Below are 13,921 nucleotides of genomic sequence, written 5' to 3'. Positions count from 1 at the left end.
GAAGTAAAAATATGAAGAAAGTGCAGCTTAACCCTGTTGGCTGGATGAGCCAGCTATCACAAGTAGAAGTTTCTCGCCTTCAAGACGCCACTAACAGCGAGCTCTTTGCTATGTTCAGAAACTGTTGCCTTGCAGTATTGAACAGCGGCGTTGACGAAGACAATTTCGAAGCACTTTTTGCTCCTTATGAAAATTTTGAAATAAAACTCATTCGTCGTGAACGAGGCGTAAAAATCGAACTGGTGAACCCTCCTGAAGTGGCTTTCGTTGACGAAAAACTCGTTCGTGGAGTGCACGAACATCTATTTGCGGTCCTACGCGATTTGCTTTACATGGGTAATAAGTACGCATTTCTTCATCAAACCGCACCGGCTGAAGGTAACGACATCACTGACATGGTGTTTGATATGCTACGCCACGCTAAAGCGCTCGAGGGCAACGATGGCGTAAACACAATTGTCTGCTGGGGCGGCCATTCCATCAATCAAGTTGAGTATAAATACACAAAAGAAGTGGGTTATCAGCTCGGTCTGCGCGATATGAATATTTGCACGGGCTGTGGACCCGGTGCAATGAAAGGCCCAATGAAAGGCGCCACCATTGGCCACGCCAAGCAGCGCCACAAGACAGGTCGTTACATTGGCATTTCTGAACCTAGTATTATTGCTGCAGAACCGCCCAATGCTATTGTAAACGAACTCATTATTATGCCTGATATTGAAAAACGATTAGAAGCCTTCGTTAGACTCGGGCATGGAATTATCGTATTCCCAGGTGGTGTAGGCACTGCCGAAGAGTTACTTTATCTGCTCGGCATTTTAATGAATGAACGCAACGCACAGCAACCTTTCCCCTTCATTTTAACCGGGCCAGCAGGCAGCGAAGAATATTTTGAAGCCATTGACGCTTTTGTTGGGGCTACGTTAGGTCCTGAAGCTCAAGCAAAATACCAAATCATCGTGAATGACCCTGAAGAAGTCGCACGTACCATGAGTAAACAGCTTGAAAAAGTAAAGAAATTCAGAGGTGCAATGGGTGATGCATTTAGCTTTAATTGGTCATTAAAGATTGAGCAGGATTTCCAACAGCCCTTTATTCCTACCCATGAAAGTATGGCTGCGCTTCAGCTGCACTCAGACCAGAGCAAAAGTGATCTTGCTGCTAATCTACGCAAAGCATTTTCTGGCATTGTGGCTGGAAACGTAAAAGCTGAGGGTATTGCTCAAATTAAAAAGCACGGCCCTTTTGAGCTTACGGGCGATAGTGCCCTCATGGAAAAAGTTGACACATTACTAGAGTCATTTGTAAAACAACATCGAATGAAGCTTCCAGGTAGTGCTTATGAACCTTGCTATGTCGTGAAAAATAGCTAAAAAAAGCCGAATTATTGGCGACGCATTTGCTTACGTTTACTACTTATGTTTAATAGGCATTTTAAGGTACACTTACCTAGAGTGTATTAAAACGAAAAAATGTTACGTGCTGCGAGCTTCCTTTGTCAATTGCTCATGCTTTTGAAACCAATATTCCTCACTAACATTTGAGTATAGAAAACGAGAAGTAACGGTCATGAATACCAAGGTTATTCGTCTAATTTTAGCTGGCGTCGCTTTATATGCGGTGTTTGTTTTTATGGTTATCGCTTTTTATCCCGATAAGCCTGAAAATATGGATTGGAAAGACCGTGAAGAATACAACCGCGTTCAAATCACTAAATTAAAATTGGGCAGTACCCGAGAAGAAGTGCTTGCTTTGCTAGGCTCACCCGATATCACAGAAGCTAAACGGCAAGGTACTACAGCAATTCAGGTTATGTTTTTTAGAACTCAACATGTGCGCGCTGATGGATTAACGACACAAGATGAATGCACGCCTTTATTATTTGAGAATGACAAACTCATTGCATGGGGTGAAGGGGCTTACTCCAGCTACCAGAAAAGTTAAAGGGATGGGGAGTGACCGACATCATTTCCACGCTTAAACGCCTCATACACTTAGGCGAGACTGAGCTATCGGTCGAACAGCGTATCAATCATTGGTTAAAAAACGCAAAACGAATTCTGACGTTGGTTAACGCCAATCCCGCGCTCGCTGCCGCGACGTTACACATCGATAATGACTTACCTAAAGGTACACAACAACTTCTACTGCTCGCGTTGTTCGGTAAGCTATGCCGGTTCAACGACCATTATTTACAGCACGTTCTCGCATCTATGCTCGCCACCCTATGGATATCGAACAGCAATACCCCTCGCGACAATATTCCAGACGTGCTTCGCTTTTTACGTAAGCACAATCTGGCAATTTGGTTAGATACAATAAAGTTGTTAAAAGCGTTTCAGACTGAAAAGCAAGCTAACTATGTGACAGATAATCGGCTCAATTTAGCACAGAGACTTTGTCTTCTAGCAGGTATTTTCGCCAAAGAAGCAAAAAAGGCTGACTACAAAACCGTGTTTTCGCTAGTGACTTGTCGCCTACCCGCGCATCATAGGCACCACTTTTCAGCGCTTATCCCCCTTTTCGAAGAATTACTTCCCGGCGCAAAAGTCTATGCTGAGGGCGTACCCGGTGCGTTGGTGGACATTCAGCAACACCATGGCTTTGTTTTCATGCTTAGTAACGGCGATGAAGATGGCAAATGGCTTCCTTTATCGTCTATTCGCGCTCCCGTTCCTCTCTCACTCCCGTTTGAACACTTTGTTGCGCTATACACAGATACCGCCCAAGCAAGAGTGAATCAAGGTGGAACACCGTTTCTACCGCACACATTTGCAATACAACACCCTCCAAAAGCACTTATTACGATTATCGATGAGTTACAGAAGCGGGATGTCGTTATTGAACAGCTGTGTGAAAAAATTGAAAAAGTGCCCACCTTTAATCACTTCTTAATTCACACTGCGAGTCAGGACAACAGACTGCAGTTGCCAGTAAAGAGCATTAAGCAGGCGGTACTAACTTACGGTATAGAGCGCGTGGGTGATATGCTTATTCAGTTTGCTTTGATAGAACGGCTAACACAACACCAATTTCCTCTAATAGGAATGTGTAAGCAAATGACGCTGCTTGCTTGCTCATTTGCAAGCCATTTTGCTCAAATTATAGAGTCCAAATTTACGCCACAATCGGCAGCTCTAACAATGACCTTTATTTGCACTCCGCTGTTCACTCTTCCCGGTTTCAAAGTGTCTCAATCCTTGCCTGTCGACCTTACCAAAACAGTTTCAATTAACAACGCATTTAAGGTAAAAACTGACACGCAATGGCTTGCGATAGCTAGCGAACTTGCCGGTAGCTGGCATCAAAGTTCCACATGGAGAGCGGTTATACATCAATGTGGGAAATTAACCTCAGAGGTTCCAAAATCAATTCAAAAAGAGCAGGCGATTATGGTGTTAAGCTTTGCGCTGGCAAAAGCCTGTTTATTTAATCAAGATGTGTATTCGCTGCTTCAAGATATCAAGATAAAGACGCTTTTAACTATTCTTGGTATTCAACGGGAAGAAATTACTGTTGCACTTGAATCCAATGGACACTTACTTTTTTGCCCCCTGCCCGTATAACGCCTGTAAGCCTTTTATAGTTATATTGCTTCAGATATCAGAATTTATCGCCTTCCCTCTTCAATTAATCTTTACGAATGGCTATAACTTGTGCCGGCTATCGTATAAAATACTGAGACTTTTGCAGAGCTTTATCTTTTTTCCCTACATTTCCATTATAATAAGCATGCAGAATTTGGCACTTCGCGCGCCAAACTATAAATGAATAAACCTAACGATTTTGACAACAGAATTACCAGAGGATCCCTCCACATGACTCAGCAACGTATTACAGTCATTCGCGGTGACGGCATTGGCCCGGACATTATCGATGCAACCACAAAAATTCTAGATAAGGTTGGCTGTGACTTTGCCTATGACTATGCCGATGCTGGCTTAGTTGCACTGGAAGAACATGGCGAGCTTCTACCTCAAGAAACATTGGACCTGATCGCAAAAAACAAGGTTGCGCTTAAAGGCCCACTAACCACACCCGTTGGTGAAGGCTTTACTTCTATTAACGTTAGTCTTCGCAAGCAGTTCAAGCTGTATGCTAACCTTCGTCCAGTAATGTCTTTTAAAGGTACCAAAGCACGTTACGAAGATATCGATATCATTACCGTTCGCGAAAATACACAGGGTATGTACTCAGGTCTTGGACAGGTTGTGTCTGAAGACGGTAATGAAGCCGAAGCGATGAGTAAGATCACCCGTGATGGCGCTGAAAAAATCGTAACGTTTGCTTACGAACTTGCCCGTCGCGAAGGCCGTAAGAAAGTGACTGCGGTTCATAAAGCTAACATTCTTAAGTCGACTTCAGGTTTATTCCTAAAAGTTGCGCGTGAAGTTGGTGAACGTTACCCTGATATCGAATCAACGGAAATGATTGTTGATAACTGCTGTATGCAGCTTGTTATGAATCCGCACCAGTTTGACGTTATTGTAACGACTAACCTTTTTGGTGACATCTTATCTGACCTATGTGCGGGTCTTGTTGGTGGTCTTGGTATGGCACCAGGTGCAAACATTGGTGAAGATTGTGCGATTTTTGAAGCCGTTCACGGCAGCGCACCAGACATCGCTGGTAAAAACTTAGCGAACCCAACATCAGTTATTCTTGCTGCTGCGCAAATGCTTGAGTACCTAAACATGGGTGATAAAGCAGAGAAAATTCGTGCCGCACTGAAAGACGTTATCGAGTCTGGCGATCGCACTACCCGCGACCTTGGTGGTGAAGCAGGTACAACCGAGTTCACACAAGCGCTTCTTGACCGCCTATAAACACTTTCTTTACTGCAAGTACTAATTTAAAACGGGCTTATTAGCCCGTTTTTTTGTGCCCCACTCCCTAAAGTCCATGTTAAAAACTGTACTAAAACTGGACTACCGTTTTATTAGCTCACGTTTATTATCTTTCATGTTCACGCTGGAGTGTGCTGAATTTTGTCACACACAACCTAGCCGAGAAAATCTCACCAATACCGTGAGGTAATTCTGGATAGTTTTGAGAGTTCAGTGTCTTCAGGTGCACCAATTCAAAAACAATAAGCTAAATCACAGTGCTATCAGCATTGATTGCGTGTTTAGCTACACATACAAGGAAAGATGATGAAAAAATTAATCTCTGGCTTACTCGTGCTATCGGCTTTAGCTATTAACGTGCCCACTGTTTCTGCTAACGCAGAAAACAGTGAGAGTATGCAAGGTAGCGAGACAACACATATTCAGCAACGTATTGATTTAAACTCTGCCACGGTAGAACAATTGATTTCATTGCCCGGTGTTGGTCAATCTAAAGCTAAAGCTATTGTTAAATACCGCGAAGAAGTGGGTCCGTTTCTTGAAGTCGCTCAACTAACCCAAGTAAAAGGCATTGGCGAAAAAATGCTGAGTAAAATAGAACGCTATGTGAGTGTTAAATAACCGCATTACAACTTAGCTTTTCGTCTTTAGGGCGAGTGTAGCTAATTTGGATAGTGACATTTAAGTTATTTACATAAACAAAAAATGCGCCAGTAACAGGCGCATTTTTTTATCGTAGCAAGGTTAGCTAAATACGATATTTATTTAACAACAGAAGCTAAATATTCTTTAAACTCGTCACCTAAAGAAGGGTGGCGTAATGCGTATTCTACATTCGCCTTCATATAGCCTAGTTTACTTCCACAATCATGGCTCTTCCCCTTCATGTAGTAAGCGTCAACTTGTTCAAGCTTCATCAATGCATCAATGGCATCAGTAAGTTGAACCTCACCACCTGCACCTGGTGGCGTGAACTCTAGAAGGTCCCAAATTTTTTCAGAAAGCACATAACGGCCTACTACAGCTAAATCAGATGGCGCTTCATCACGAGGTGGCTTTTCTACCATTGCATGAATTTTTGCCGAGTCGCCAGGAGCAATAGCTGCTCCATCAAGATCAGCAATACCAAATTTAGAAATATCTTCATCAGGCACTTGCTCAACCATAACTTGGCTTACACGGCTTGTATTGAATTTCGCAACCATGTCAGCCAGGTTATCTTTCTTAGGATTACTTGCAACATCGTCAATAATTACATCAGGAAGAACCACAGCAAATGGCGCATCGCCAATTAGCGGACGAGCACACAACACAGCGTGACCTAACCCGTTAGCAACACCCTGACGAATGTGCATAATAGTAACGTCTTTAGGACAAATTGACTGAACTTCTTCTAAAAGCTGGCGCTTAACACGCTTTTCTAACGTTGCTTCAAGCTCGAATGAAGTATCAAAGTGGTTTTCGATACTATTCTTACTAGCGTGCGTAACTAGAATAATTTCCTTAAGACCAGCTGCAACACACTCGCTTACCACATATTGAATTAGCGGTTTATCAACCACTGGTAGCATTTCTTTAGGGATAGCTTTTGTTGCTGGTAGCATTCTGGTCCCTAGGCCTGCTACAGGGATTACCGCTTTTTTAACCTGACTCATTAGTTAATATCCTTCTTAAAATTCTAATTACACGCTCAAGTCGACATCTCGTCGTCAATTCATCCTTGAGCTGATTATATTCGATGCTGTTAGCAAGAGTAATGCAATCGATGTTCCAATTACCTTTTTAGAGCATTAATGTCTTGAAAATGGGCATTTCAGCTTTTTATCACTATTAAACGCACAAAAATTGGGACAAATAATATCTAATGCACCAAATTAGTGAAAGTGTAAGGCGTAAATTTTTCACTTTGTGTGCACGCTAATTACAATACGTTACTAAATACCAACACTATTTAACGTCTTTATCAGATCGAATAGGGCCGCTGAAATGCTTTAGGCCATCTTTAAGCCCTGCGCGCATGTAAAGGCCTCTTTCCTTTCCCTGACTAAAACAAAGTCGATTGACAATATACCGCACAGGTATTGCACAAACATGACGAAGCTTCCAATAAAGCGGAACGTAACCACGCCGTGCGAGGATCAGAACATTGCGAAACTGATAATATAGTCTTATTGGAGCACCTTGCTTGAATGTTATCCCCAACACCTTAACCCTGTCGTCACCTTGTCGGTGAGGCATACAAGCGCTGAGTGACTGGTAAATAGTCATACCCTTGGCTCGCGCACGCCAGCACCATTCGTGATCCACACCATCAATAAACAGTCCATTTTCCTTTTCTCCCACGCGCTGAAATGCACGGCGAGAGAGGAGCATGCCTGACGCTATAATTTGTTTTACTTCTTTTAAACTATCAGAGACTTTTTTGCCTTTCTGTAAAACACCTTGGTCGACACAATCCGAAAATTGGCAGTAAATAGATGGGCCTATGGCAGCAATTGAAGAGGTTTTTTCTAAGGTTTTGAATTGCTGTAATAATTCAGCGGCTATGGTGGGCGTAAATAGACTATCTTGGTCAAGTAAAAAGGCGTATTCAACACCTTTGTCAAAAAGCTTTTTTAAGCCAATGTTTTGGGCCTTAGCAATACCCACGTTGGTCCCACAATGAATATAGGTGCAATCGGATGCAATAAAACGCTCATCGGCATTGGCATTGGCATTAACAGTATTATCAACGAAAACTAAATCCCACTCAGCCGTACTAAAGGCCCTCTTAATTTCAGTAACGTGACTGAAATCAGGATTATAGAGTATGACGACAACTCCTGTTTTCAATGCTTACCAAACCTCTCTAACAAATGACGGTCGAGTTTGTAGGCAAGCTTAACCACTTTGCCTGGCATTAGGCGAAGTGACAATACACCGCAAGCATACAAAAAATTATAAGGTGAGTACTGCTTTAGCTTGGTTATTGCGTATATCCGTGCTTTGAACTCGTTTAGTGACTTGCTTAAACCGCGGCGCTTATAGAAATTGTTCACTCTTCTAAACTTTAACAACCGGTCTTTCAGGTTTCTGAAAATATACCCCTTTGAAGCAAGCGTAATCCAGAAAAAATAATCTTGAGTGTTAAGTAAGTCGCCGTCGTATCTGTGGCCATCGTGAAACACATTGTATCGAATAACCACGGTAGGATGATTAAGCGAGCAACGCCTTGGTAATATTCGTGTGATTTGCCTGTGTGACGAAGGCATTACGCGGGCGCCTACTTTCATACCACTTTCGTTTATTTCAGTGAGCGCTGAGCCTAATACGGAAATGTTGCTGTGCTTTTTAAGGTAAGTGATTTGACGCAAAAGGCGGTGCTGTTCAGAGATATCGTCAGCGTCCATCCTAACAAAAAAAGACGGTTCAAACGCTAAACCGAAATCGATGGCTGAATTCATACTGCTTGCAAGTCCGATATTGTGACTATTTTGCGCTAGAACAATCCTATCATCACTTTTGGTTGCAGCGTTAAGCACTTGGGTTATTGAATCTGGTACAGGCCCATCAATAACTACAATAAAAAGGAAGTCGGTATAACTTTGGCTGGTTATACTCTCAATAGACTCTTCGAGCCACTTAGCATTGTCTGCCTGATAAACCGCCATTGCGACAATCGATTCAACATGCTTTTTTTTATAGTCGTTGTGAAGAATAGAGAATTGATTTATCAAGGATACGTTTACCAGCCTAAGAGAAACAGAGAAAATAAAAGCGCTATCATGCGCTTTTATTTAATAAGATATGTTACAGATATTTCACGCAATCTGCTATGGCTTTCTGGGAATCTACGACGTGAATCGCTTAATAAAACGAAGAACACTCCATATATGCTGAATCACGAGACTGTAAACAATTAATAGTCCAATAAAGCCATAGAACATGGCTGCTTCTGGCACTTTATAAACTTCTCCCAAAATACCAATTAGGCAATAACACGCCCCTAGGCACAGTATCGCCACCAATGACTTTCTGCTGCTCAATCCCGCTCGCATAAATATATTGTGAAGGTGCTGTCTGTCCGGTTTTAGCATTGACTGACCTTTACGAGCACGGCGATACATAATTGCTGCCATATCCATTAGTGGCAACCCTACCAACCACACCGCCGTTATAGGCCTGAACGCAGCAGTGTCACCCTGGGTATGATCAACAAGCAGCCAAACTATGGTTAGACCCACAAACATGCTACCCGCGTCACCCATGAATATTTTATTGCCTTTGAATCCTTTCCAACTCAAATTAAACGCCAAGAAAGGAACAATTGCGGCAACAATAATAAGCGGCTCCATAATTGATGCGCCATTACCGGTAAAAATCAAAAAACCTGCCACAGTTAGCAATATGACCAGACTCATTCCCCCAGCTAGTCCATCAATACCGTCAATCATATTGAATGCGTTAATAACGCCCACAACACAAATTATGGTAAAGAAATACCCGCCTAGGTCGAGCAGCACCTCACCGGTACCAAAAATGTTACCCAACGAAGTGATGTAGTTTTGCGCGCTCCAAGCCATGATTGCAGCTACGCCAAATTGACACATTAAACGGCCTTTTGCGCTCAAATCGAAGCGGTCGTCAAGCATACCTAGTAAAACGACAAATGCAGATGCGGTAAAGAAAAGAGGGTCATTTTTCATCCAAACATCAGTAGCAACACTAGCCACAAGTACGGCCATGAATATAGCCACGCCTCCCGTCAGAGGAACTATTCCTGCATGGCGTTTGCGTGCAGTAGGTTGGTCAACTAAACCGAACTGATGGGCTAAAGGCGTCATCACCACTAAAAGGATTAGGGCTACGAAAAATGCAGTGAATAGCGGGACGAACTGCAAGTACGCTAACATAAAACACACAACCTCTCGTCATCGGCATGCGAAACATTTGGACTTTCGAGCATAACCAATAGACTTTCAAATTTGTTTATAAAACTCAATGTCGATTCCATTTTTTTACAACTTCCATTTCTTCCAACGCGGTGAGGGCTTTTTGTTATATATAACTGTGCGGGCAGAAAACCACCATATGATATAAGACATTTGTTTAAGTAACCACCCCAATCCAAAAAATAACGTTTCAAAACGTTTCTTAAAATGCGATTAAAAGATATCTCAACCAATAGCGCTGCTTTAGCATCTGACATTCATTGTTGTTAAACTTAAACGAACGACACATGCCTTTATTCCGGCAAACAATTAAATTTATCAGCACTTTTGAACTTGCTAATAAAAAAACGGTCCTTTTGAAGTCTTAGACCCTAGTGCTAGTGCGATAGCAAACATGCTTTTTTTTAAACTTATGTTATCCTAGCGCGAAATTGCTATATGGATATGAAAGCTAATGTTCAAACAATTCACACGTCTAATTTTGCCGTTCGCACTAGTAGTGGGAGCAGCCGGGTGCACAAATTCACCTACAGTTACTAAAGCTGACATACCCCTAGTGCACTCATCTCTTGCATACTCCTTAACGCCGGACAAAGAGCTTGCAATAAACATTCCAAAAGCCAATGTTTATTTTGATACAAAGGAACCTTTTACGATACGTTTCGATGGTTACAATTACGAAGCATCAAAACACTATATTTCTGCGACTGGCAATAAATGTATCCGTTTTTCTTTACAAGACGGTGACGTCACTCTCGCTAAAGTGCAGCGCAAAGTAACCACTTGCCAACGAGATGGTCAATGGAGAGTAGTTTCCCCGCTTGTTGTTTCCACAACTGCGCAAGGTGAATAAGTAAATGAAGTTTATGGACATGAAAAAAACGTTAAAAGCGCTGTCATTAGCAGCGTGTACCGCAGTTATTGGCAGCATGCTGCTACAGCCGGTTTTCGCACAAAGCATGGAGCAATTACAGCAGCTCAGAGAAAGAGCTCAGCAATCTCAAAGCGGCACTTCGGCGCAGTCTGTATCTCCGTTGAGCCTATCAACTCAGCGAACTTTACCTGGTGCATCAAGCTCTGCAAATGCAATGGGCCAATTTTCAACCCAACCAAGAAATGGTGTTAACCTCCCGGGCGAGCCTACCATTGATACCGTTTTTCCAGCGCAAGCGCCTATGGAAAACCCTCCGTTTGCAGCCAATTTATTTATTGGTGGTTTTGAATCAGAACGTAGTTCGGGCTTAAATGACAACTACTTAGTTGCTCCTGGCGACAAAATAAATATTTGGCTTTGGGGAGCGGTAAATTTTTCAGACGTAGTAACCGTTGACAATCAAGGCAATATTTTTATTCCTAATATCGGCCCTATCCGCGTTGCGAATACACCGGCTGGCAGTGTAAACCAGACGGTTACGACAAAAATTAGGCAAGTCTACACAAATGATGTGAATGTTTACGTGAACCTTCTTACATCGACGCCAGTGTCTATTTATGTGTCAGGTCCCGTATTGCGTCCAGGACAATACGCTGGCCTTGCTTCAGATAGCGTGCTTTATTATCTAAAACGTGCAGGCGGCATCGACTTCCAGCGCGGCAGTTTTAGGCAAATAGATGTCGTTCGCAACGGTAAAATTGTAGCAACCGCAGACTTGTATGCCTTTTTCAGAAGCGGAAAGCTTCCAGAGGTATCTTTTAAAGACGGCGACACTATTTTAGTGCACCCAATTGGCAACACTATCGTTGTTGAAACCGGAGCCCGTAATAGCTTTACCTTTGAATTTTTAAATGAAGAACTTAACGGTGGTGTGGTTAACTACTTTGCGCGTCCCGGTGAATTCGCTTCTCATGCCTCCGTATCAGGTGTTCGCAATAATAAACAGTTCGCACGTTACTTAGATTTGAAAGAGTTCGCGTCTTTAGAACTAAGTGCGGGCGACACCGTAGAGTACATCGCAGACCACGAACCTCAGATATACCGAATAAATGTTGCTGGCGCTTTTGCTGGTGCATCTCAAATTATGGTCGATAAAGGTGCGCGCTTGCTTGACGTGCTTGATCATATTGAAGCAGACACCACACTTTCTGATACCCAAAACATTTATTTACTAAGAGAAAGTGTTGCTATAAAGCAAAAGGAAATTATTGAAGAGGGTTTACAGCGTCTTGAAAGAAGCATGTATACCGCCCCAATAAGCTCAACAGGTGAAGGGGCAATTCGTGCACAAGAGGCGCAGCTTGTCGCAGACTTTATCGCCCGTGCACGCCAAATTGAACCTCAAGGCCGTGTTGTTGTATCTGAAAATGGCGACATAGCTAATATTTTGCTTGAACCGAACGACACCATTGTCATTCCTGAAGTAACTGATTTGATCCATGTAGGTGGTGAAGTACTGCTACCTCAATCCGTGGTGTTTAACCCAGATGCAACAACTGAAGATTACGTAGCTTGGGCTGGCGGCTTTACTGAGCGCGCAGAAGATGAGCGTATACTTATTGTTCGCAAAAACGGTAACGTTACTTTTTCAAGTGTAAACGACTCGTTTCTTTCTAGCGATGACAGTAAGCTTGAGCCAGGGGATCAAATTATTGTTCTGCCTGCGATTGATACCAAGCTACTGCAAGCAGTTAAAGACATTACTCAAATTGTTTATCAAATTGCTATTGCAGCCAACGTAGCTACTAATTAAACATGGTAACGTTTAAAGACCAGCTCTACGCATGGAGAGGCGTGATATTTGCGCTTTTCCTGCGTGAGCTTCAAAGTAAATTTAACGATAAATTTGGCTTAGGCTGGGCATTTTTAGAGCCCTTTGCGTTTATTTTCGCGCTGTCATACCTGCGCGGACTGATCAGTGGCGATGATATCCATTCTATTCCTCTATTTTTGTTTATGATGATAGGAATGGTCGGCCTGCAGTCTTTGACTACATGCCTACAGTCAGTCTCAACATCTGTGCGAAGAAATAAGCCGCTCTATGCGTTCAGACAGGTTCAGCCTATTTCAGCAATACTCACCGCCGGCTTCCTCGAGTTTTCAGTGAAGGTTGTGGTTGTCGCATTACTATCTCTCGCACTTTATCTAATGGGTGAGACCTTCACGGTAAACGACCCATTGCTTTTGATATCATTATTTCTACTTTTATGGGTATTTTCGATATCCATTGGGATGATTTTTGCTATTGCTGCCGCATTTGTACCAGAAGTAGATAAAATTAAATCAATGCTAACTCGCCCTTTAATGTTTATCTCGTGCGTATTTTTCAGTCTTCAGGACTTGCCCGAAGAGTATTGGCCGTATCTCACGTGGAACCCGCTTGTACATTTCAATGAACTCGCTCGCTATGCATGCTTCGAGTCTTACGGTACAAAAGGGGTTTCATTCAGCTTTGTCGTTGAAATTACTATTGCGTTCTTGTTTCTCAGCCTTGCGATGTACCACATTACGTGGAAAAAGGTGTTGTCACGATGATAAGAATTGAGAATCTAACAAAGAGTTACCCCAGTAAAATGGGTCCTCAATATATATTCAAAAATTTAAATTTTGATTTTCCTACGGAAAATAATGTCGCGATCTTAGGTAAAAATGGGGCGGGTAAGTCCACACTATTTCGGATGCTAGCCAAAAGCGAATACCCTGACAGAGGTCGTGTTTTAACCAACAAATCTATGTCTTGGCCAGTTGCTTTGCAAACAGGTGTGCACCCGCAAATGACGGGGCGTGAAAATACGCGTTTCGTTGGCCGAATAAATAACGTCAAGTCGCTCCCAGAGTACGAAGAAAAAGTGCAAGAGTTTGCCGAGTTAGGTAAACGCTTCGATCTTCCCGTGCGCACTTACTCCTCAGGTATGCGCGCCAAACTGGTGTTTGCGTGCTGCATGAATATTAATTTCGATATTTACCTAATCGATGAAGCAACTTCAGTAGGCGATCCGCTATTCAGAAAAAAAGCGCGTTTGTCGCTAAAAGAAAAAAGTGAGCAGGCCGGCGTTATTATGGTTAGTCACGAACTCGACCAAATCCGCGAATTCTGTACTTCTGCCGTAATCATTGATGAAGGCAAGCTTACTTACTATCACGATCTCGAAGAAGGCATCGATGTTTATACGCAGGATGCAGACAATAAGAAATCACTTAAATAGGTT

At 42.7% G+C, this 13,921-nt stretch carries 13 protein-coding genes; 9 read left to right on the top strand and 4 right to left on the bottom strand.

Annotation, left to right across the window (positions count from 1 at the left end; translation table 11 throughout):
• The first annotated feature begins 11 nt into the window (after positions 1-11).
• The 5 genes from ppnN to E5672_RS01795 all read left to right on the top strand — a co-directional run bounded on the left by ppnN (position 12) and on the right by E5672_RS01795 (position 5,468).
• On the top strand, positions 12-1,373 hold the full coding sequence (gene ppnN, locus E5672_RS01815; RefSeq protein WP_136780662.1) for a nucleotide 5'-monophosphate nucleosidase PpnN: 1,362 nt from the start codon (positions 12-14) through the stop codon (positions 1,371-1,373).
• A 196-nt stretch (positions 1,374-1,569) separates the two neighbouring features.
• Positions 1,570-1,944: a DUF3192 domain-containing protein gene (locus E5672_RS01810; RefSeq protein ID WP_118490079.1), complete on the top strand. Its 375-nt coding sequence runs from the start codon at positions 1,570-1,572 to the stop codon at positions 1,942-1,944.
• An 11-nt stretch (positions 1,945-1,955) separates the two neighbouring features.
• Positions 1,956-3,566 (top strand): histidine kinase, encoded by a 1,611-nt coding sequence (locus E5672_RS01805; protein ID WP_136780661.1) that lies wholly within the window; start codon positions 1,956-1,958, stop codon positions 3,564-3,566.
• 252 nt (positions 3,567-3,818) lie between these two features.
• The gene (locus E5672_RS01800) at positions 3,819-4,826 is read left to right on the top strand and encodes an isocitrate dehydrogenase (protein ID WP_136780660.1); all 1,008 of its coding nucleotides are present in this window, start codon (positions 3,819-3,821) and stop codon (positions 4,824-4,826) included.
• A 327-nt stretch (positions 4,827-5,153) separates the two neighbouring features.
• The gene (locus E5672_RS01795; RefSeq protein WP_136780659.1) at positions 5,154-5,468 is read left to right on the top strand and encodes a ComEA family DNA-binding protein; all 315 of its coding nucleotides are present in this window, start codon (positions 5,154-5,156) and stop codon (positions 5,466-5,468) included.
• A 140-nt stretch (positions 5,469-5,608) separates the two neighbouring features.
• On the opposite strand, the gene galU is transcribed toward E5672_RS01795, so the two are convergent.
• The 4 genes from galU to wecA all read right to left on the bottom strand — a co-directional run bounded on the left by galU (position 5,609) and on the right by wecA (position 9,739).
• Complete coding sequence (gene galU, locus E5672_RS01790; RefSeq protein WP_136780658.1) at positions 5,609-6,502, bottom strand: UTP--glucose-1-phosphate uridylyltransferase GalU; 894 nt, start codon at positions 6,500-6,502, stop codon at positions 5,609-5,611.
• A 292-nt stretch (positions 6,503-6,794) separates the two neighbouring features.
• Positions 6,795-7,679, bottom strand: coding sequence for a glycosyltransferase family 2 protein (locus E5672_RS01785; RefSeq protein ID WP_136780657.1), 885 nt, complete (start codon positions 7,677-7,679; stop codon positions 6,795-6,797).
• Positions 7,676-8,563: a glycosyltransferase gene (locus E5672_RS01780; RefSeq protein WP_136780656.1), complete on the bottom strand. Its 888-nt coding sequence runs from the start codon at positions 8,561-8,563 to the stop codon at positions 7,676-7,678. Before E5672_RS01780 ends, E5672_RS01785 begins: the two co-directional genes overlap by 4 nt.
• 114 nt (positions 8,564-8,677) lie before the next feature.
• Positions 8,678-9,739 carry a UDP-N-acetylglucosamine--undecaprenyl-phosphate N-acetylglucosaminephosphotransferase gene (gene wecA, locus E5672_RS01775; protein ID WP_136780655.1) on the bottom strand — a complete coding sequence of 354 codons (1,062 nt, stop codon included), beginning with the start codon at positions 9,737-9,739 and terminating at the stop codon, positions 8,678-8,680.
• Between the two features lie 493 nt (positions 9,740-10,232).
• Between wecA and E5672_RS01770 the strand changes: the two genes are divergently transcribed.
• Genes E5672_RS01770 through E5672_RS01755 form a run of 4 tightly spaced genes read left to right on the top strand, consistent with a single transcriptional unit; the run spans position 10,233 to position 13,918 of the window.
• Entirely contained in the window at positions 10,233-10,631 is a 399-nt protein-coding gene (locus E5672_RS01770) for a hypothetical protein (RefSeq protein WP_136780654.1), read from the top strand.
• Between the two features lie 4 nt (positions 10,632-10,635).
• Positions 10,636-12,465 carry a polysaccharide biosynthesis/export family protein gene (locus E5672_RS01765; protein ID WP_136780653.1) on the top strand — a complete coding sequence of 610 codons (1,830 nt, stop codon included), beginning with the start codon at positions 10,636-10,638 and terminating at the stop codon, positions 12,463-12,465.
• A gap of 2 nt (positions 12,466-12,467) precedes the next feature.
• Positions 12,468-13,247, top strand: coding sequence for an ABC transporter permease (locus E5672_RS01760; protein WP_136780652.1), 780 nt, complete (start codon positions 12,468-12,470; stop codon positions 13,245-13,247).
• Complete coding sequence (locus E5672_RS01755) at positions 13,244-13,918, top strand: ABC transporter ATP-binding protein (protein ID WP_131135918.1); 675 nt, start codon at positions 13,244-13,246, stop codon at positions 13,916-13,918. Before E5672_RS01760 ends, E5672_RS01755 begins: the two co-directional genes overlap by 4 nt.
• The last annotated feature ends 3 nt before the right edge of the window (positions 13,919-13,921 follow it).

The sequence above is a fragment of the Alteromonas portus genome (assembly GCF_005117025.1).
In the GTDB taxonomy this organism is placed as follows: Bacteria; Pseudomonadota; Gammaproteobacteria; order Enterobacterales; family Alteromonadaceae; genus Alteromonas; species Alteromonas portus.
The sequence above is the reverse complement of the archived record's forward strand: the minus strand, read 5'-3'. Positions and strand labels throughout refer to the sequence as shown.

Coding starts and splice junctions, on each gene's coding strand:
- ppnN (WP_136780662.1), top strand. CDS start 12: ATGAAGAAAGTGCAGCTTAACCCTGTTGGCTGGATGAGCCAGCTATCA.
- E5672_RS01810 (WP_118490079.1), top strand. CDS start 1,570: ATGAATACCAAGGTTATTCGTCTAATTTTAGCTGGCGTCGCTTTATAT.
- E5672_RS01800 (WP_136780660.1), top strand. CDS start 3,819: ATGACTCAGCAACGTATTACAGTCATTCGCGGTGACGGCATTGGCCCG.
- E5672_RS01795 (WP_136780659.1), top strand. CDS start 5,154: ATGAAAAAATTAATCTCTGGCTTACTCGTGCTATCGGCTTTAGCTATT.
- galU (WP_136780658.1), bottom strand. CDS start 6,502: ATGAGTCAGGTTAAAAAAGCGGTAATCCCTGTAGCAGGCCTAGGGACC.
- wecA (WP_136780655.1), bottom strand. CDS start 9,739: ATGTTAGCGTACTTGCAGTTCGTCCCGCTATTCACTGCATTTTTCGTA.
- E5672_RS01770 (WP_136780654.1), top strand. CDS start 10,233: ATGTTCAAACAATTCACACGTCTAATTTTGCCGTTCGCACTAGTAGTG.
- E5672_RS01765 (WP_136780653.1), top strand. CDS start 10,636: ATGAAGTTTATGGACATGAAAAAAACGTTAAAAGCGCTGTCATTAGCA.
- E5672_RS01760 (WP_136780652.1), top strand. CDS start 12,468: ATGGTAACGTTTAAAGACCAGCTCTACGCATGGAGAGGCGTGATATTT.
- E5672_RS01755 (WP_131135918.1), top strand. CDS start 13,244: ATGATAAGAATTGAGAATCTAACAAAGAGTTACCCCAGTAAAATGGGT.